The 19,362-nt window shown below is 28.8% G+C and carries 18 protein-coding genes; 13 read left to right on the forward strand and 5 right to left on the reverse strand.

The window, feature by feature from the left end:
* Nucleotides 1–57: 57 nt before the first annotated feature.
* Nucleotides 58–381, reverse strand: a complete 324-nt coding sequence (locus I2H23_RS11340) for a hypothetical protein (protein ID WP_092921927.1) — start codon at nucleotides 379–381, stop codon at nucleotides 58–60.
* Nucleotides 382–1,407: 1,026 nt separating this feature from the next.
* On the opposite strand from I2H23_RS11340, the gene hdcA reads away from it, so the two are divergent.
* From hdcA to I2H23_RS11375, 7 genes are all read left to right on the forward strand, one after another.
* Entirely contained in the window at nucleotides 1,408–2,370 is a 963-nt protein-coding gene (gene hdcA / locus I2H23_RS11345; RefSeq protein ID WP_092921928.1) for a histidine decarboxylase, pyruvoyl type, read from the forward strand.
* 94 nt (nucleotides 2,371–2,464) lie between these two features.
* Nucleotides 2,465–3,943, forward strand: a complete 1,479-nt coding sequence (locus I2H23_RS11350; RefSeq protein WP_195581652.1) for a basic amino acid/polyamine antiporter — start codon at nucleotides 2,465–2,467, stop codon at nucleotides 3,941–3,943.
* Between the two features lie 611 nt (nucleotides 3,944–4,554).
* Entirely contained in the window at nucleotides 4,555–5,007 is a 453-nt protein-coding gene (gene tsaE / locus I2H23_RS11355; protein WP_092921932.1) for a tRNA (adenosine(37)-N6)-threonylcarbamoyltransferase complex ATPase subunit type 1 TsaE, read from the forward strand.
* On the forward strand, nucleotides 5,007–5,723 hold the full coding sequence (gene tsaB, locus I2H23_RS11360) for a tRNA (adenosine(37)-N6)-threonylcarbamoyltransferase complex dimerization subunit type 1 TsaB (protein WP_092921934.1): 717 nt from the start codon (nucleotides 5,007–5,009) through the stop codon (nucleotides 5,721–5,723). The genes tsaE and tsaB overlap by 1 nt, the downstream gene beginning before the upstream one ends.
* Nucleotides 5,713–6,168, forward strand: coding sequence for a ribosomal protein S18-alanine N-acetyltransferase (rimI, locus tag I2H23_RS11365; RefSeq protein WP_242871280.1), 456 nt, complete (start codon nucleotides 5,713–5,715; stop codon nucleotides 6,166–6,168). Before tsaB ends, rimI begins: the two co-directional genes overlap by 11 nt.
* 2 nt (nucleotides 6,169–6,170) lie before the next feature.
* The gene (gene tsaD, locus I2H23_RS11370; RefSeq protein ID WP_195581653.1) at nucleotides 6,171–7,187 is read left to right on the forward strand and encodes a tRNA (adenosine(37)-N6)-threonylcarbamoyltransferase complex transferase subunit TsaD; all 1,017 of its coding nucleotides are present in this window, start codon (nucleotides 6,171–6,173) and stop codon (nucleotides 7,185–7,187) included.
* A gap of 32 nt (nucleotides 7,188–7,219) precedes the next feature.
* Nucleotides 7,220–7,492: a hypothetical protein gene (locus I2H23_RS11375; RefSeq protein ID WP_092921939.1), complete on the forward strand. Its 273-nt coding sequence runs from the start codon at nucleotides 7,220–7,222 to the stop codon at nucleotides 7,490–7,492.
* A 42-nt stretch (nucleotides 7,493–7,534) separates the two neighbouring features.
* Here the strand turns inward: I2H23_RS11375 and I2H23_RS11380 are convergent, their stop codons facing one another.
* Together I2H23_RS11380 and I2H23_RS11385 are read right to left on the reverse strand one after the other, a co-directional pair.
* On the reverse strand, nucleotides 7,535–8,911 hold the full coding sequence (locus tag I2H23_RS11380; protein ID WP_092921942.1) for an MATE family efflux transporter: 1,377 nt from the start codon (nucleotides 8,909–8,911) through the stop codon (nucleotides 7,535–7,537).
* Nucleotides 8,912–9,073: 162 nt separating this feature from the next.
* On the reverse strand, nucleotides 9,074–10,987 hold the full coding sequence (locus tag I2H23_RS11385; protein WP_195581654.1) for an ABC-F family ATP-binding cassette domain-containing protein: 1,914 nt from the start codon (nucleotides 10,985–10,987) through the stop codon (nucleotides 9,074–9,076).
* 119 nt (nucleotides 10,988–11,106) lie between these two features.
* Between I2H23_RS11385 and I2H23_RS11390 the strand changes: the two genes are divergently transcribed.
* A complete protein-coding gene (locus I2H23_RS11390) occupies nucleotides 11,107–11,745 on the forward strand; it encodes a redox-sensing transcriptional repressor Rex (RefSeq protein WP_092921948.1) in 639 nt (212 codons plus the stop codon).
* 47 nt (nucleotides 11,746–11,792) lie between these two features.
* Here the strand turns inward: I2H23_RS11390 and I2H23_RS11395 are convergent, their stop codons facing one another.
* Nucleotides 11,793–11,963: a DUF362 domain-containing protein gene (locus tag I2H23_RS11395; protein ID WP_092921951.1), complete on the reverse strand. Its 171-nt coding sequence runs from the start codon at nucleotides 11,961–11,963 to the stop codon at nucleotides 11,793–11,795.
* A 392-nt stretch (nucleotides 11,964–12,355) separates the two neighbouring features.
* On the opposite strand from I2H23_RS11395, the gene cooS reads away from it, so the two are divergent.
* From cooS to I2H23_RS11420, 5 genes are all read left to right on the forward strand, one after another.
* Entirely contained in the window at nucleotides 12,356–14,257 is a 1,902-nt protein-coding gene (gene cooS, locus I2H23_RS11400) for an anaerobic carbon-monoxide dehydrogenase catalytic subunit (RefSeq protein WP_195581655.1), read from the forward strand.
* The gene (locus I2H23_RS11405) at nucleotides 14,250–14,702 is read left to right on the forward strand and encodes a 4Fe-4S dicluster domain-containing protein (protein WP_092921957.1); all 453 of its coding nucleotides are present in this window, start codon (nucleotides 14,250–14,252) and stop codon (nucleotides 14,700–14,702) included. The genes cooS and I2H23_RS11405 overlap by 8 nt, the downstream gene beginning before the upstream one ends.
* Complete coding sequence (locus tag I2H23_RS11410) at nucleotides 14,696–15,964, forward strand: NAD(P)/FAD-dependent oxidoreductase (protein ID WP_207741723.1); 1,269 nt, start codon at nucleotides 14,696–14,698, stop codon at nucleotides 15,962–15,964. Before I2H23_RS11405 ends, I2H23_RS11410 begins: the two co-directional genes overlap by 7 nt.
* 109 nt (nucleotides 15,965–16,073) lie before the next feature.
* Complete coding sequence (locus tag I2H23_RS11415; protein WP_092921960.1) at nucleotides 16,074–16,883, forward strand: ATP-binding protein; 810 nt, start codon at nucleotides 16,074–16,076, stop codon at nucleotides 16,881–16,883.
* A 389-nt stretch (nucleotides 16,884–17,272) separates the two neighbouring features.
* Nucleotides 17,273–18,478, forward strand: a complete 1,206-nt coding sequence (locus I2H23_RS11420; RefSeq protein WP_092921962.1) for a C40 family peptidase — start codon at nucleotides 17,273–17,275, stop codon at nucleotides 18,476–18,478.
* Between the two features lie 63 nt (nucleotides 18,479–18,541).
* Here the strand turns inward: I2H23_RS11420 and I2H23_RS11425 are convergent, their stop codons facing one another.
* A complete protein-coding gene (locus I2H23_RS11425) occupies nucleotides 18,542–19,051 on the reverse strand; it encodes a ferritin (protein ID WP_092921965.1) in 510 nt (169 codons plus the stop codon).
* Nucleotides 19,052–19,362: the final 311 nt, after the last annotated feature.

Genomic DNA, 19,362 nt, shown 5'->3' on the forward strand with positions numbered 1-19,362 from the left:
ATGATAAATTTAAAAAGTTATATAAAATAATAAGTATGTTGGCAAGTTAAATTTTAACTAAAAATACTCCCAATATACAATTATACTTAAAATAGCAGCAATTATAGTATATAGCACAGAAACTATAAAAGGAGTATTTATATAAAATCTTAAAAAATGTGTATTTCTACGAGATTTACTTTCTAATAAGTGCTTAATTGGTAGGTCAGTTTTGGAAGTAAAAAATCCACCTTCGCTAGAGAAATAAAAAATAATCATTGATATTAATAAACCTGTTAAAAATGACATTTCTATAAATGATGTATTAAATAATTTAGAGATTAAAAAATTAGTAGTAATCAATACGATAAGAGATAATAAAGAGTATATCCAGTTTTTCATATAATACCTCCCAAAATTAAAACTTACTATACTAGTACGAGGTACTTGGGAAAGATATTCTCCTCATATTTTCACCATATAATTATTTTTGAGTCACATGTACATATAAGTATATTTTGATATTATTTATAACTAATTTATATGTAATATTTCATTAATTGTTACATATTTTTAATACGAATTTTTCTATAGATTAGCAACATCTGAATTAGTATTTAATGATGTTATATATTGAGCGAATTTTTTGCTTTATAAATTATATTCTCCATAGCAACTCTAAATTCTGCGTATTCAATCATTGATAAATATTTTTGCTATTACTTCTATGTATAATTTCATCTTTTTTAAAATTTCAAATTTGATTTTTCCATCGTCTTTTAGATGATTATTTAAAAATTTATAAATATAATTTTCTGAAAGCACATTAATTGATGCAATACCAAAGTTCGCAGTTAAATAAGAAAACACTCTATATTTTTTTTGAGTATCTAAAAAATATTTAAATTCATTAGATGTTAATGAGTTATTTAAAATAGCTTGCCCATCACTTCTATCAATAAAACCCTTATTAGAGGATATTATTAGTGTTTAATCCGATTTAATCAGAGTATAATTTAGCACAATCATATACTCTGCCAGTAGTGATAGCAACATAAATACCTTTAGTAAAAGCATTTTTAATAGCAGTTTTATTTTTTTAGAAATAGTTTATTGATTTATTAGAAGAGCATCATATATATCTATAGATATTAATTTTATATTCATATTAAATTTTTTTAGGTTTATTATAATGTATGCAAAAAAATAGGTTAAATTGAAAAAATCTATAATTATTAAAGGAAAAATTTATTATATCTAATAAAGCGTATGATATAAATAATCATTAAAATAATGTACAAGTATATAGAACTTTAGTAAATTTCTAAATATAAAGAAATAAACGTTTTCTGATTTTGTTTTTTTGTCAAGGGTATATGTACTCATGTACAGCGATTTGCTGTATATAATTTTTAGGAGGTGTTCAAAATGAACAAAAATTTAGAAGAACAGAGAAATCGAACTATAGGGGTAGGCCCCAGAAAGGTAAGAAAAGTAAGAGCGGCTAAGGTAGATAAAACAGCTATAAGTCCATACAATCGTTACTGTGATGGATACGGAATGCCAGGAGCTTATGGAAATGGATATGTTTCAGTTCTTACAGTTTCTGTTGGTACAGTTAAAAAAACAGATGACTTCTTATTAGACGGAATAGTTTCATATGATAGAGCGGAAATAAATGATGCATATGTCGGTCAAATAAATATGCTTACAGCTTCATCTTTTTGTGGTATAGCAGGGCAAGTATGGGGTTATGATTTAGCAACACATATGAATATAGCGGATGAAAAAGAACAACCATTATTTGATGTAGAACAATTTGATGGAACACCACTTAAAGTGTATGACGCTAAACCTTTATTAGAAGCAGGTATTGAATTATTCGGTACAGAAAAAAATAGACGTTTCCCAACAATACCAGGAGCTCATGTAATATGCGCAAACAAGAGTGTTACATCTTATAGACCAAAAGAAAATAGACCTTTAAAAGAAGGAGAAGCTTACGGAGTTTGGTCATTTATAGCAATTTCATTATCAAATGATAGAGATAATTGTGCGGATTTATTTATAGAAGATGCGGGACTTTGGACAAAAAATGATAATGAAGAAGATCTAAAAAAATTCTTAGAAAAACACAGAAAAGCAGTTGCTTGGTCAGTTAAAGAGTGTGGTAGAGATTCACATGTAGTATTTGATAGAACTTATGTAGGATTTGCATATACAATAATGAAACCAGGTGAAATCGGAAATGCATTAACTTGTGCTCCATATGTAACTTTAGCAAGAGACGCAGTACCTGAAAGCGGATTTTCAAGTTTAAATCAATTAACACTTAATGAGTGGTTAGATGAGATGGAATTTAAGCCATTAACAGAATGTACTCAGAAATAATTATTTTAAGTACATTTTGTTAAGAGTTTAAATTACAAAATGCACTTAAAGCTAGTAATTTTCATAAAACTTAATGAAATTTAGGAGGGCTATTATGAGCGATAAAAGTAGCGGTAGCGAAGCGAAAGATAATAGCACTAAAAAGCTTGGTGTAGTTGCTCTAGCGGGCGTAGTAATAAGCGCTATGCTAGGTGGTGGAGTTTATAATCTACCACAAAATATGGCTCAGCATGCATCTGCCGGTGCAATACTAATTGCATGGATAATAACTGGTTTTGGTATGTGGTTTATTGCAAACACTTTTAGAGTGCTTGCAGCAGCCAGACCAGATGTGAAAACTGGTATATATGCTTATGGTGAGTTAGGATTTGGTAAATTTACAGGTTTCTTAATGGCATGGGGGTATTGGATATGTAATTCTTTTGCCAATGTAGGATATGCAGTACTATTGATGGATTCACTTAACTATTTCTTTCCATCATATTTTACAGGTGGGAATAACTGGTTGTCTATTGTTTGTGGGTCAATAGTACTTTGGGTTATTTATTTTGCAGTTTTATCAGGTGTTAAACAGGCTGCATTTTTAAATGTAATAGGAACAATCGGTAAACTAGTTCCATTAGCTATATTTATATTAGTATTAGCTATATCATTTAAAGTTTCACTCTTCTTTACTGATTTTTGGGGCTTAAAAACTGTTGCATCAGTTCATGATAGCGCGCTAGGTGGATTATTGCCTCAAGTTAAGAGTACCATGCTGGTAACTTTATGGGTATTTACAGGTATAGAAGGAGCGGTTGTTGTATCTGGTAGAGCTAAATCACAAAAAGATGTTGGGAAAGCTACATTTTTAGGGTTCTTAACTTGTCTTTTACTATACACTATGCTTTCATTATTACCACTTGGTGTAGTTCCTCAAGGGGCTGTATCTAAAATGGCACCACCGTCAACTGCAGCAGTCTTAATGACTATAATGGGCAAATGGGGTAGTATAATAATGAATGTTGGTGTAATTATAGCCATTCTAAGTTCTTGGCTTATATGGACAGTTATGTTAACAGAATTACCATATGCAGCGGCAAAAGATGGAACATTCCCTAAAGTATTTACAAAAGAAAATAAAAAAGAAGCACCATCATTTTCATTACTTGCATCTACTATTGTAATGCAAATAATATTAATATGTGTTCACTTTACCGGAAATGCTTGGAATATGATGTTAAGTATAACAAGTGTTATGGCTTTACCTTGTTATATAGCTTCAACTTTATACTTATATAAAATATCTTCAAAAGAGGATGCTTATCCGAAAAAAATATTTGCAAGCCGTACTTATGCATATATAACTGCCATAATAGGTACTATATATGGATTATGGTTATTATATGCAGCAGGGCTAGAATATTTATTAATATCACTAATTATCTATGCGATAGGTATTCCAGTATTTAAAAAAGCAAGAAAAGAAATAGAGCCAGACAAACCTGAATTTACTAAGATAGAAAGATATGTTGCTATAGGGCTAATAGTGCTTGGGATAGTAGGTTTAATATATCTATTTAAATTTATGTAATTTAGAGAAAATAAAAAAATAGAGAGATTATAAAAACTAATCTCTCTATTTTTTCGTTTTATTTAGAAATTAAATATTTTTTTATATAAGAATATATTTATTATTAACTTTGTTTCTTTATTTGCATATCTCTAACTTAATTATATGTGTATTCAAAGTAAAAAGCACCTACTAATTTCTTAGCAAGTGCTTTAGGGGAATAAGGAATATATTGTTTGGGGGAATAAATATTTCTTATACTATAATTATTATCATATTGAAAGATTATATACATATTTTATAAAAAAATTTATTTATAATGAATATGGCTAAAATATTAAACTAAAAAGAAAAAACTGCCTACATTACAGGCAGTAGGAAATAATTATTTTAAAAAGGGTTAGGAATATAGAGTAAATTTAAAAAAGGTTTTTAAAAGTACATACACCTGTACCTTTAAAAACCTTCATGGTTTCAATTAACTTATATTCTTAATTAAATAGTAGTTCACTATTTTCAAAAAGTCAACCATAAATGTATATTATATTTATAAATACTTTATAATACCAGATGGTTATAATATAATAATATCTAGTTGATAATTTTTTCAAACTATTTATGGAGATGAATTTATGATTAAAATATATTTAGAAGATGAAAATAAAACAAAAGAAATTGGATATAAATTAGGAAAATTGCTAACACCAGGAAGTGTTATATGTTTAATAGGAGATTTAGGAGCTGGAAAGACTACAATGACTCAAAGTCTTGCAAAGGCCCTAGAAGTAGATGATTATATAACTAGCCCAACATTTACAATAGTAAATGAGTATGAAGGAAAAATGCCTTTATACCATTTTGATGTATACAGAATTGGTAGTAGTGATGAAATGTATGATATAGGATATGATGAGTATATAAATGGAGAAGGAGTATGCATAATAGAATGGGCAAATCTAATAGAAGACATACTTCCAGAAGAATACTTACATATAGAATTAAGATACAAAGATATGTCTAGAGAAATGATATTAAATCCAGTGGGAGAAAAATATGAAAAGATAGTTGAGGAGTTGACAAGATAATGAAGGTACTAGGAATAGATACATCTTCGCTTGCTACAAGTATAGCTGTTATAGAAGATGATAAATTAATATGTGAATATATAGTAAATACAAAAAAGACACATTCTCAAAAACTTATGCCTATGATAGAAAATATGCTTAAGATGAGTGATTTAAATGTTAATGATATAGACCTAATAGCTATATGTGAAGGACCTGGATCATTTACTGGACTTAGAATAAGTATGGCTACAGCAAAGGCTATATCACATGTAAATAATATACCAATGGTAGGTGTTAATTCAGTAGAATTATTAGCTGGGAATATGGACTTATGTGATAAGAAAATATGCTCTATATTAGATGCACAAAGAACTCAAGTTTATATGGGACAATATAAATATGAAAATGGAAAATTAGTTGAGTTAAAAGGTGTAGATGTAGTAGAGATATATGATTTATTAGAAGAATTATCAAACTCTAATGAAGAGTGGATATTAGTTGGAGAAGCTGTATATAAATATGAAGACAAGATTAAGGAAATAGAAAATATACATATACCAGCACCTTCTCATAATGTAAATAAAGCAAGTAGCTTATGTGTAATAGGTATGGAAAAGTATAAAAATAATATAAATGTTCATGATTGCTATACTATAAATCCAGTATATATTAGAAAATCTCAAGCAGAAGTTCAATATGATGAAAAGATGAAGAGGTTAAATGATGGAAAATAATATAGTTATAGAAAGAATGACGGCCAAAGATATTGACGGAGTTTTTGAAGTTGAAAAAAACTGCTTTGAAGATTATTGGTCTAAAGATGCATTTAAAAAAGAATTAAGTAACGATGTTGCTAGATATTTAGTTGCTAAAATAGATGATAAAGTAGTAGGTTACGTTGGAATATGGTTTGTTGTTGATGAAGGCCATATCACTAATGTAGCGGTACATGAAGATTATAGAGGTAGAAAAGTAGGAGACAAGCTAATACAAGCACTAGTAGAGCTTTGCAGAGAAAGTAATATAGTATCAATGACTTTAGAAGTAAGGGTTTCAAATATAGTTGCTCAAAATCTTTATAAAAAGTATGGATTTAAGTTAGCAGGAATAAGAAAAGAATACTATAGCAACAACAAAGAAGATGCCATGATTATGTGGAGTGATATAAAGGCGGTGTAGTAATGAAAGATATAATAACATTATCAGTAGAGAGTAGTTGTGATGAAACTTCTATAGCTATTTTAAAAAATGGTAGAGAAGTTTTGACAAATATAGTTTCAACTCAAATAGATTTACATAAAAAGTTCGGTGGAGTAGTTCCTGAGGTTGCATCAAGAAAGCATATAGAAAATATAGATGGAGTATTACAAGAAGCTTTAGATGAAGCTAAAATAGAATTAAAGGATATAGATCATATAGCAGTAACTTATGGACCAGGCTTAGTTGGTGCTTTACTTGTTGGATTATCTTATGCAAAATCATTAGCATTTTGTTTAAATAAACCACTTGTAGGGGTAAATCATATAGAAGGGCATGTTAGTGCAAACTATATAGCTCATAAGGATTTAAAGCCACCATTTATAACTTTAATAGTTTCTGGTGGACATACTCATTTAGTAGAAGTTAAGGACTATGGTAAATATGAAATACTTGGAAGAACAAGAGATGATGCATCTGGAGAAGCTTTTGACAAAATAGCGAGAGCTATGGGATTAGGATATCCAGGAGGACCTATAGTAGATAAGTTAGCTAAGCAAGGAAATAAAAATGCAATAGATTTTCCTAGAGCTTATTTAGATGAAGGTTATGATTTTAGTTTTAGTGGATTAAAATCTGCTGTATTAAATTATCTAAATGCTAAAAAGATGAAAAAAGAAGAAATAGTAGTAGAAGATGTATGTGCATCTTTCCAAGAAGCTGTTGTAGAAGTATTATCTCAAAAGGCTATAAAAGCAGCTAAGGAAAAAGGATACAGCACAATTGCTTTAGCAGGAGGGGTTGCTTGCAACTCAGCACTTAGAGAAAAAATAACAGAATTAGGAAAAGAAAATAATATAGATATAAAATATCCACCAGTAGATTTATGTACAGATAATGCAGCTATGATAGGTTGTGCAGGATATTATAATTATATAAATGGAATAATAGATGATATGAGTTTAAATGCTGTTCCAAATCTAAAAATTGGACAGAGATAAACACAATAAATTGTAAGTTATAAGGGGAAATTATGAAAAAAGCAAATGTACTGTTAATTGTAGCAGTGATATTTCAAATTATGTTTTTATTAGTATTTACATCAATAATAGATTTATATGCTATATTAGCAAGCTCATTAGCTACATCAATAATAGACTTTTTATGTTCAGGAGCTATAGTTTCTGGATTTATAGCATCATATATTTATTATGAAGAAAATAAAAAAATATCCGTGGGCTTATGGATTATAAGTACATTATTTTTAGTGATATATATTTTTAGTGCACTTATAGGTACAATGTGATAAAAAATAACTCTGAGAAATTTCTCAGAGTTATTTTTTAAATTAATTCATTTCTTTTACTATATTTGCAGCCCATTTTTTAGATAAAGCTCTTGGAACACCAAATATAAATTTAACTAGTTCTTCACTATAAGTTAATAATACTAATACATAAATAGGAGCACCTTTAAATGCGGCTATAAATGTTAATGGAATTGATACTAACCACATACATCCAAGCTCTAAAAATAAGGCATATCTAGTATCTCCACCACTTCTTAAAACACCTATTATTATTAATGTATTAAATGACTTAAGAGCCATTAAAATACCCATTATAATAAATATTTTAGTTATATCAGGAGCTAAATTTGGTGTAACACTAAATATATTTAATAATAGAGGAATATTTAATATTAGTAACCCTCCAAAAATTAGCCCTGTAATAAATACAAGAGCAGAAAACTTTTTAGCATAAGAGATAGCTCTATCAATATTATCTGCGCCAAGTTCATTACCTAACATTATAGATGCACCTATGGCTATACATACAGCAGTCATTATAAAGAAGTTACCTGTACTTGTTGCTATTTGACTAGCGGCTATGGCAGAAGTACCAGCTTTTGAGTATGCAACTGAATACAATACTGTACCGATTGCCCATGCAGTATCATTTAGAAATATTGGAAAGCTAGTTTTTAAAAATGATGAAGAAAATTCTTTATCAATAAGTTTTAATTCTTTTATACCAAACTTTAAAGTATAATCTTTTTTAAAGAAGTATACATATCCAATTATTAAAGAAAATTCAACTATTCTAGCTATAACCGTAGCAAGTGCAGCACCTTTAACACCTAACATAGGCATCCCTAAATTACCAAATATAAGGCCGTAATTAAGAATTATATTAACAATTAACGCAACTGAGCTACAAATCATACCTAGCTTAGGATTTCTAATTCCTCTTGAGCCTACACTAAAAACACTACTCATAGCAATAAGAGGATAACAAAATACAACTATACTAAAGTATTCTGTGCATTGTCTTATTACTTCAGGGTCATATGAAAATATATGAATAATTTCTGTTGGTATTATTAATGCAGGAACAAAAAATATTAGGCTAAGTAAAACTGCTAATATAACAGTAAATCCAGTTACCTTACGAATATTAGTTGTATCACCTTTTCCAAAAAACTGGGAAATAAATATTCCAGCACCACCAGTAATACCTGATAGTGACATACTAAATAAGAAAAAGAACTGGTTTGCAACACCTATAGAAGCTACTGATGTTTCGCCTAAACTACTTACCATCATAGTATCTATTACATTTACTGATGTTGATATAAGTTGTTGTATTATTATTGGAATACATAATGATACAAGCACTTTATAGAACATCTTATTATCATCATTTAAAGAAAATAATCCTTGCAAAATATCACCCCTTTATTTAATTTTAAAATCATCTTGTTAAATAATATCATAATAAAGTATGTGTGTAACTATATAAATAATAGAAATTTAAATTAAAAATATTTTATATTATAATATTATCTTATAGAATTACCCACAAAAAAAGAAGCCTATAAATGGCTTCTACATAAATAATTCCCACTCTTCATATAAAGTAGATAACTTATCTTCAAGAGATGATTTTTTTTGACTAACTTCTCTTGATTTATCAGGATTAGAATAGACCTCCTCTTGACATAGTAATATATCCAGCTCTTCTATTTCAGATTCAGTTTCTTCTATTTCTTTTTCTATATTTTGTCTTTTAACTCTATTTTTCTTTTCTATTTCTCTTTGTTCTCTCTCTTTACGTTTTTCATCTTTTAGTTGTGTTTTAGTTTTTTCTACAACATCAACATTAGTACTCATTTCTTGAACTTGTTTTTTCTTTTCTAAATAGTAGTCATAATTACCAAGGTATTCAGTTATACCAGTTTCATCTAAAACTAATATTTTATCTACAACAGTATTTAGGAAATATCTATCATGAGATATTGTAAACACTGTACCTGTATACCCACATAAAGCTTCTTCAAGAACTTCTTTAGAATCTATATCTAAGTGGTTAGTAGGCTCATCAAGAAGAAGAAGATTGGCTTTTGAAAGAATTAATTTGAGTATAGCAACTCTAGCCCTTTCTCCACCACTTAATGTTGAAATCTTTTTAAATACATCTTCACCTTCAAATAAAAAGGCTCCAAGCATACTTCTAAGAGTAGTTTGAGTTAAATTAGTGTTATCATTCCAAATTTCATCTATAATAGTATTTTCTAAATTAAGAGTTTTTTGCTCCTGGTGGAAATAAGATACATTAACATTAGTACCAAACTTAACATCTCCAGAAAGAGGAGTTAACTCATTCATAATTATTTTAAACAGAGTAGATTTACCAATACCATTAGCACCTATAAGAGCCACCTTTTCTCCTCTGTATATATCAAGGTTTATATCTTTAAATAATATTTTTTCACCATAACCCATAGAGATATCTCTTAATTGGAGAACATCATTACCACTAGTAACAGATGGATTAAATTCTATTCTAGCTCTCTTTCTTTCACCATCAGGCTTATCTAACACATCGACTTTAGCAAGCATTTTTTCTTTACTTCTAGCTCTTTTTACATGCTTTTCTCTGCCATATGCTTTTAATCTTTCTATAGATTCTTCTTGTTTCTTTATTTCCTTTTGCTGGTCTTCATACTTCTTTTGTTCTATTTCTTTTTCTACAATAGAAGCTTTTACGAAATCAGAGTAATTTCCATTATAAGATTTTAATTTCTTATTATGTATCTCAAAGACTCTATTAACAACTTGGTCTAGGAAATATCTATCATGTGATATTAAAATTACTGTACCTTTATATTGTTTTAAGAAAACTTCAAGCCATTCTATTGCTTCAGCATCTAAGTGGTTAGTAGGTTCATCTAATAGAAGTAAAGTAGGTTTTCTAAGAAGTAGTTTACCTAGAAGTACTCTAGTTTTTTCACCTCCAGAAAGTACGTCGATAGGCTTGTTCATATCGTCATCGCTAAACCCTAATCCTTTTAAAACACCTTTTGCCTCAGATTTATATCCGTAACCATTCATATCAGAGAACTTTTCTAATTTGTGAGAGTATTCATCCATTATTTTTTCAAGTTTATTTGAGTTAGGATTTGCACTTTCTTCAGCTATTTTAACCTCTAAGTTTCTTAAGTAGTTTTCCATTTCTATTAAATCTTTAAATACTTCTAAAACTTCTTCTAAAATAGTGTTGTTGGAATGGAAATTGGTATGCTGTTCTAAGTATCCTATTTCACAGTCTTTAGATGTATATATATCTCCACTATCATAACCATATATTCCAGAGATAACTTTAAATAGAGTAGTTTTACCCGTACCATTTACACCAACTATCCCTATTTTATCACCTTCATTAACAGTAAAACTTACATTTTCTAATATAGAATCTATTCCAAAACTTTTATTTAAGTTATTACACGACAAAACGATCATAAATTTATACCTCCTTGAACTACCTAAAATTATAATGTTTTGATATAATATAATCAAGGATATTAAACTATGTTTTAAAAATATAGATAATTATGTCATATTTACAGGAGGTGAAAGAAATGGGTTCTAAGAATATATCGATGGCAGTCATAAGAAGATTACCGAAATATCATAGATACTTAGGAGAGTTATTAGATAAGGATATACATAGAATATCCTCTAAGGAATTAAGTGAGATTATCGGTTTTACAGCATCTCAAATAAGACAAGATTTAAATAATTTTGGTGGTTTTGGCCAACAAGGTTATGGATATAATGTAGAAGCACTTCATAATGAAATCGGAAAAATTTTGGGGCTAGATAGAAAGTATAATGCAATACTAATAGGGGCAGGAAATTTAGGTCAAGCAATAGCTAACTATTCTGGATTTAGAAAAGCTGGATTTGAAGTTAAAGCATTATTTGATGCAAATCCCAAAATGATAGGGTTAAAAATAAGAGACTTTGAAGTACTAGATTCAGAGGAGATAGAGAAATATGTTGAGGAACATAATATAGATATTGCTATACTATGTATACCAAAGAACGGAGCGCAAGACACAGTCAATAGATTAGTTAGTGTTGGTATAAAAGGAATATGGAACTTCGCACCTATAGATTTAGAAGTACCAAAGGATGTTATAGTTGAGAACGTAAATTTAACAGAAAGCTTATTCACTCTATCATACTTAATGAAAGAAAGTGAAGAAGAATTATAAAAATAAAAAACTACCATACATATGTATGGTAGTTTTTGTATATTAGATTACTCTGGTTGAGGAGCATCAACTGGACATACTCCAGCACAAGCACCACATTCAACACAAGTATCTGCATCTATAACGTATTTGTCATCTCCTGCAGATATACATTCAACTGGACATTCAGCAGCACAAGCACCACAGCTTATGCAAGCATCATTTATCATGTAAGCCATCACAAAATCCTCCCTTGATTTTTTTATTATGTATTCATTAATATTATAACAAAAAAATTCCAACATAACAAAGAAAAAAATTTTACAAGAATATTAATAAAACGACAGATTAATATAAAATAAAATGGGTATAGACTAACAAAAAATAATATTTAATTATATAATGAACAGATTAATCATTATAAAAAATAAATATATATAAAAAAAGTTTTATAATTAAGACAAGAAAAATTAAAAAAATATGTTTAAGATTAAAATTTTTATGGTAAATATTGAATATAAAATTATAGTTAAAAAAAAATCAATCAAGTCATCAAGGTCAAATCAATTCAATTCTAACTAAATTTTCATCCAAATTAAAATCTAATAAATAATATTAAGGGGGAAATATTATGTCTTGTAATACTTGTAGAATGTGTGAAAGTGCTGATAAGAGGTTAGAAAGCTTTATAGCTTCAAAGGATGTAGAAACATCATTCCATAGAACAGAAGATCAAAAAATTAAATGTGGATTTGGGCTTCAAGGAGTGTGTTGTAGACTATGTTCAAATGGTCCATGTAGAATAACACCAAAATCACCAAGAGGTATATGTGGAGCAGATGCAGATACCATAGTAGCTAGAAACTTTTTAAGAGCAGTTGCATCAGGTTCCGCTTGTTATTTACATGTAGTAGAAACTACAGCTAGAAATCTAAAGGATTTAGGAGAGAAAAAAGGGAATATAAAGGGATTAAATGCACTAAATAATTTAGCTGAAATGTTTGGAATAGAATCTAAAGATAATCATCAAAAATGTATAGATATAGCCAATAAGGTGTTAAATGACTTATATAAGCCAAGATACGAGAAAATGGAATTAGTTGAAAAGGTAGCATATGGACCAAGAGTAGATAAATGGAAAGAGCTAGGAATAATGCCAGGTGGAGCTAAGTCAGAAGTCTTTGATGCAATAGTAAAATCATCTACAAACTTAAATAGTGATCCAGTAGATATGTTGGTTAATTGCTTAAATTTAGGTATATCAACAGGCTTATATGGTCTTACATTAACTAACCTTTTAAATGATGTTATGTTAGGAGAGCCAGTTATAAGAATGGCTCCAGTAGGATTTAATGTTATAGATAAAGATTATATAAATATAATGATAACAGGACATCAACATTCAGTATTTTCTCATTTCCAAGATAGATTAAAAGACAACGATGTAGTAGAATTAGCAAAATCGGTAGGAGCTAAAGGGTTTAAATTAGTTGGATGTACTTGTGTAGGTCAAGATTTACAGTTAAGAGGAGAACATTACCAAGAGGTATTTGTGGGTCATGCAGGAAATAACTTCACTAGTGAGGCTGTACTTTCAACAGGTGCTATAGACATGGTACTATCAGAATTTAACTGTACAATACCAGGACTTGAGCCAATAGCAGATAAATATAAAGTTAAGATGGTTTGCTTAGATGATGTAGCGAAAAAAGCAAATGCAGAGTATATACCATTTGATAGAGAGAATATAGAATCTATAAGCGAAAGTCTAATAAATAAAGCATTAGAAGCATATAAAGAAAGAAGAAATGTAGTAGAAATAGATATACCAAGTGACCATGGATACGAAAAATCTTTAACAGGAGTAAGTGAAAAGAACTTAAAAGCATTCTTAGGAGATTCATGGAAACCATTAATAAACTTAATTGCAGAAGGAAAAATTAAAGGTATAGCTGCTGTAGTTGGATGCTCAAATATGACTGCTGGTGGACACGATATAAATACAGTTGAATTAACTAAAGAATTAATTAAGAGAGATATAATAGTTCTTTCTGCTGGATGTTCAACAGGAGGGCTTGAAAATGTAGGGCTTATGTCTCCAGGGGCAGAAGAATTAGCAGGGGATAACTTAAAAGAAGTTTGTAAGTCTTTAGGAATACCACCAGTACTAAACTTTGGACCATGTTTAGCAATAGGAAGATTAGAAATAGTTGCTACAGAAATAGCAGCAGAATTAGGTATAGATTTACCTCAATTACCACTTGTACTATCAGCACCACAATGGCTAGAGGAGCAAGCATTAGCTGATGGGGCATTTGGTTTAGCACTAGGATTACCACTTCACTTAGCATTACCACCATTTATAACAGGAGGAAAACTAGTAACAGAAGTGCTTACAGAAAAATTAAAAGATTTAACAGGAGGCCACGTTATAGTTAATCCAGACCCAAAATCGTCAGCAGAGCAATTAGAAGAAATAATAATCGATAGAAGACAAAAACTTGGGTTAAAGGAAGTGGAATCTTATGCATAGAATTATAATTAATAAAGAATTATGTACTGGATGTAAAAGTTGTGTTTTAGCTTGTATGTTAAAGCATAGTGAAAATAGCAACATGTATACACTTAATCTAGATGATATAGATAATGATAGTAGAGGGCATATAGAATTAGATAAAGATAATAAACCAGTGCCAATTATATGCAGACATTGTGATGAGCCAGAATGTGTTTTAACTTGTATGAGTGGAGCAATGGTTAAAGATGAAAAAACAGGAATAGTTTCCTATGATGAAAAGAAATGTGGTTCATGTTATATGTGTATAATGTCTTGTCCTTATGGGGTTTTAAAAGTAGATGATAAAACAAAGCAAGTTGTATTAAAGTGTGATTTATGTATAAATGAAGAAAATCCTAAGTGTGTAGCAAATTGTCCAACTGGAGCACTAGAGCTACAGAAGGGAGAATCATTATGTTAGATAAAATATTAAACATATTTAGAAGTAAAAAAAGTATTGATTATGTTATATTAGGTGCAAGTGCAGCAGGAATAAGTGCAGCTAAAACATTAAGGGAATTAGATAAGGAGGGTAGCATAGTAATAGTATCGAAGGATGATAAAATATATTCGCGTTGTATGTTGCATCATGTTATATCTAACCATAGAACTGTAGAGGAAATAAACTTTGTAGATGAAGAATTTATGAAAGAAAATAATATTATATGGGTAAAAGGAACAAGTGTTAAATCTTTAGACACAAATTCTAAAAAGGTAATATTAGAAAATCAAGCTATAGGATATAATAAACTTCTAATAGCTACAGGTGCATCTGCATTTATACCGCCAATAAAGAATTTAAGAGAAGCAAACAATGTATACCCATTAAGAGATATAGAAGATGCATATAATATAAAAGATAAAGTTAAAAAAATAAATAAAGTAGCCATTATAGGGGCTGGATTAGTTGGAATAGATGCTCTTGTTGGGTTGTTAGAGTACAAAAATATTGAAGTATCTTTAGTAAACACAGGTCAATTTATACTTAATAAACAATTAGATAAGTATAGTGCATCAACATATGAGAAAAAATTTATAGAAAACGGTGGAAAGCTATATCAAGGTGTAGCCATAAAAGAAATAGTAATAAAGGACAATAAGGATATAGTAGGGATATTGTTAGAAGATGGAACTTTGGTTGAATGCGAAATGATTATTGTGGCTACAGGAGTTAGACCAAATGCAGATTTTATAAAGAACACTAACATATCCTATGATAAAGGAATAGTTATAAGTGACAAATGTGAAACTACGCAAAAAGATGTATATGCAGCAGGGGATGTAGTAGGTAAAAATGCTATATGGCCAATAGCTGTAAAACAAGGCTTAGTCTCAGCCTATAATATGTACGGAAAAGAAAGATTAATAGATGATAGTTTTGCAGCAAAAAATAGTATGAACTTTATGGGAATAGCGACAGTATCCCTTGGAATGGTAGAACCTATAGATGAATCATACGAAGTTGCAATTAGAAAGGATAATAATAATTACAAGAAATTTATATATAAAGATAATGTTATATATGGAGCTATTGTTCAAGGTGATATATCTTATATAGGAACTATAACTTATTTAATTAAAAATAAGATAGAAATAGAAAACTTAGAAAATAGAATATTTGATATAGGTTATGCAGATTTCTTAAGTCTAAAAGAAAATGGAGAATTCTGCTATAATATATAATAAATAAGGCTATAGATTAATCTATAGCCTTATTTATTATGTTATCTTAAAAATATAAATGAAAATAATTTATATAGTATTAAAATTTATGGGACATAGAGGTGTTATTATGAGAATTTATGCACTTATTGGTTCAAGTGGGACAGGTAAGAGTTATAGAGCTTTAGAGTTGGCATATGAAAAAGATATAGATTATATAATAGATGATGGTCTTCTTATACATAAAAATAAGATATTAGCTGGAGTATCTGCGAAACAAGCGAAAACAACTATGGAGGCAGTAAAAAGAGCTATATTTAATGATGAATTACATAGACAATCGGTTAAATCAAAGATAAAAAACGAACAAGTAGAGAATCTATTAATACTAGGAACATCAAAAAAAATGATAGATAAAATAGTAAAAAGATTGGAAATAGGAACAGAATATAAATCAATAGATATAAGAGATATAAGTAGTGATAGGGAGATAGAAATAGCAAGAGAATCTAGAAGAAGGGGTAATCATATAATACCCGTACCAAGTGTGGAAATAAAACAAATAGCTACTGGATTAAGTATAAACTCTATAAAAAAATTATTTAGAAAAAAGAATAAAGATTGTAAACTAATAGAAAAAACTATTATTAGACCAACATTTAGCTATATGGGAAAATTTTATATAAGCCCTAATGTCATACATCAAATTATAAGATATGAGTTAAGGCAAATAAATGAAATAGAAAAAGTAAATAAAGTAGAGGTATTTAATGCAAATAATAATATAAAGATATTTTTAAATGTGAATATTAAAAGTCCAATAATTTTTAAAAAAATTGAAGAAATACAAAAAAAATTAAAAAATAATATAGAAAGAGTAACAATGATGAATGTATATAAAATAGATATTTATATAAATAGATTAAGGAAGGATTTTTGAGATTAAGTATAGAATTGCATAAAAAAATACCTGTTAGTATAAAAATTCTACAGGAAAATATGACGAAAATTGTAAAAAACTTTACATAAAACCATTATTAGGATATAATAAAGGTTACAAATGTATATTTAAGTGATACATTGGATAAAATAGTAAATTTAAATTAAAATATTTTTTATACAAGATTTGTAAAGTTTTAAATAATTCTCAAAATAATTCAAAATAAATAATTCTTAATAAAATAATACTACATAGTTAGTAACAATAGATTACAAAAAAGTTACAAGTTTTACAAAAATTATTAAATCTTGTGTATTAGTATTTTATCCGTATAAGTTTCACGTAAAAAGTAACCATAAATTATGGTCAGTTTTTGGAGGAGAAATATTATGAAAAGGAAAATATTAGTACCAATGTTTGCATCAGTTGTAGCATTATCAATGAACTCAGTTGCCAATGCAGATGAAAAAGCAAACGTAGAGCAAAAAGAAGATAAACAAAATACTTTAAAATTAGATGAATTTAAAGATGTTTCATATAAAGTTGCAACTGTTAAAGATGGAGTAGCTGTAAAGATAAGAAAACAAGGTGAAGTTAAAAAAGTAGCTTACACTGGAGAGGAATTTAAAGTTTTAGGTATTCAAGGTGAGTGGGTAAAAATATCTGACAATGGTGAAGAGGGTTGGTTACCAAAAAGATTTGTAGATATAAAAGAAGCTCATGGGTACACTACTGAAAACAAGGTAAACTTTAGAAAAGAAGCAAATACAGACTCTGATATAATAGATGAGTTAGATTTAGGAAGTTCACTTAAAGTTTTAGAGGACAAGGGTGAATGGGTAAAAGTTAAAAAAGGTGAAGATGAAGGGTATGTTAAGGCATCTTATATTTCTGATCAAGCCCCAGTTATAGAAGAACAAGTTGCTCAAGATAAGCAAAATTTAAACGGTGCAGCTGTTGATACTAACTTAAGCAATAACGATACAGATAATAATGATGTAAACAATAATACAAATAATTCTTCAAGCACTAGTATGAATACTAACTCGAATAGCAACAAAAATAATTCTTTAAACACTGATAAGAATGCTAACTCAAACAGTAGCACAGATAGTGAATTAAATACAATAAAAAAACCTAGTTCAAATGAAAACAATATACAAGCTGACAAGATAACTCAAGAAAAAAATGATTCTTACAATCCACCAGCAAGTAATACATCAGCTGCTCAAGCTGTAGTTAATTTAGCTTATGCTAAGTTAGGGTCACCATATGTTTGGGGTGCAGAAGGTCCAAATAGCTTTGACTGTTCAGGTCTTACATCTTATGTATATAGAAATGCAGCAGGAGTATCATTACCAAGATCGTCAAGTGCTCAAGCTGGATACGGACAAACTGTAAGTAGATCTAATCTTAAACCAGGTGATTTAGTATTCTTCTCAACTAATGGGACTGGAAATGTAAGTCATGTTGGAATATATGTAGGTGGAGGAACAATGATTCACTCGCCTAAGCCAGGTAAAAGTGTTGAAACAGCGAATATAAACTCATCTTACTATTCATCAACATTTGTTACAGCAAAAAGAGTTTTATAAATAGATTTTGATAAAAAATATTACTGGAATTAATAATTCCAGTAATATTTTTTTACTTAGATTTTAAGCATTAGTAGGAGGTGTGAAAACTCTAGTTGATAGCTCTTCATCTAGCATATATAAAGCAGCTGTATTTCCTTCACATCTTCTAACTTTTTTAAGAAGAGAATTAAAAGTATTTTCTTCTTCAACTTGTTCATCTATAAACCACTTAAGGAAACTTATAGTAGCATGTTCTCTTTCTTCGTTAGCAGTATCTGCAAGTTCATAGAATCTACTAGTTACAACTTGCTCATGGTTGTATCCTCTTTGGAAGGCATCTAATATATTCTCATAATCATTTTCTGGTTTAGCTATTTCTTCTAATTTAACCATACCGTTTTTTTGGAATATGTAATCATATAGCTTCATTGCGTGGAATAACTCTTCTTGAGCCTGAACTCTAAAGAAGTTAGCAAAACCACTTAGGTCAATAGATTCTGCATATGCTGCCATACCTAAGTAAGTATAAGAAGAGTAGAATTCAAAATTAACTTGTTCATTAAGTTGAGAAAATAATTTTTCGCTTATCATATAAAATCTCCTTTCTAATTTATATCTAATTAAAAGTTTAGCATAACGATTGATTTATATAAACAAAATTTTCCATATACTTAAATACATCTGTTGAAGTCTAACTAATAAATATCTTTATTAAGAAATCTAATACCAATTTATTTTAAGTAAAATAAACTAAAAATATAACATAAGAAAAATTAATTAAATTATACTTTAGGAACTGATCAGTTTAATTTATTTTTAAAGTAATCATCATTACAATTACTTTAAAAATAAATTAATACTTAAAACTAGGAAATAGTGTCATTATATTTGTTGAAACAATA

This window comes from Romboutsia sp. BSD2780061687b_171204_C1 (genome assembly GCF_015560225.1).
In the GTDB taxonomy this organism is placed as follows: Bacteria; Bacillota; Clostridia; order Peptostreptococcales; family Peptostreptococcaceae; genus Romboutsia_C; species Romboutsia_C hominis.

Excerpts from the sequence above, each read along its gene's own strand:
- I2H23_RS11340 (WP_092921927.1), bottom strand. The coding sequence starts at position 381 with ATGAAAAACTGGATATACTCTTTATTATCTCTTATCGTATTGATTACT.
- hdcA (WP_092921928.1), top strand. The coding sequence starts at position 1,408 with ATGAACAAAAATTTAGAAGAACAGAGAAATCGAACTATAGGGGTAGGC.
- I2H23_RS11350 (WP_195581652.1), top strand. The coding sequence starts at position 2,465 with ATGAGCGATAAAAGTAGCGGTAGCGAAGCGAAAGATAATAGCACTAAA.
- tsaE (WP_092921932.1), top strand. The coding sequence starts at position 4,555 with ATGATTAAAATATATTTAGAAGATGAAAATAAAACAAAAGAAATTGGA.
- tsaB (WP_092921934.1), top strand. The coding sequence starts at position 5,007 with ATGAAGGTACTAGGAATAGATACATCTTCGCTTGCTACAAGTATAGCT.
- rimI (WP_242871280.1), top strand. The coding sequence starts at position 5,713 with ATGGAAAATAATATAGTTATAGAAAGAATGACGGCCAAAGATATTGAC.
- tsaD (WP_195581653.1), top strand. The coding sequence starts at position 6,171 with ATGAAAGATATAATAACATTATCAGTAGAGAGTAGTTGTGATGAAACT.
- I2H23_RS11375 (WP_092921939.1), top strand. The coding sequence starts at position 7,220 with ATGAAAAAAGCAAATGTACTGTTAATTGTAGCAGTGATATTTCAAATT.
- I2H23_RS11385 (WP_195581654.1), bottom strand. The coding sequence starts at position 10,987 with ATGATCGTTTTGTCGTGTAATAACTTAAATAAAAGTTTTGGAATAGAT.
- I2H23_RS11390 (WP_092921948.1), top strand. The coding sequence starts at position 11,107 with ATGGGTTCTAAGAATATATCGATGGCAGTCATAAGAAGATTACCGAAA.
- I2H23_RS11395 (WP_092921951.1), bottom strand. The coding sequence starts at position 11,963 with ATGGCTTACATGATAAATGATGCTTGCATAAGCTGTGGTGCTTGTGCT.
- cooS (WP_195581655.1), top strand. The coding sequence starts at position 12,356 with ATGTCTTGTAATACTTGTAGAATGTGTGAAAGTGCTGATAAGAGGTTA.
- I2H23_RS11405 (WP_092921957.1), top strand. The coding sequence starts at position 14,250 with ATGCATAGAATTATAATTAATAAAGAATTATGTACTGGATGTAAAAGT.
- I2H23_RS11410 (WP_207741723.1), top strand. The coding sequence starts at position 14,696 with ATGTTAGATAAAATATTAAACATATTTAGAAGTAAAAAAAGTATTGAT.
- I2H23_RS11415 (WP_092921960.1), top strand. The coding sequence starts at position 16,074 with ATGAGAATTTATGCACTTATTGGTTCAAGTGGGACAGGTAAGAGTTAT.
- I2H23_RS11420 (WP_092921962.1), top strand. The coding sequence starts at position 17,273 with ATGAAAAGGAAAATATTAGTACCAATGTTTGCATCAGTTGTAGCATTA.
- I2H23_RS11425 (WP_092921965.1), bottom strand. The coding sequence starts at position 19,051 with ATGATAAGCGAAAAATTATTTTCTCAACTTAATGAACAAGTTAATTTT.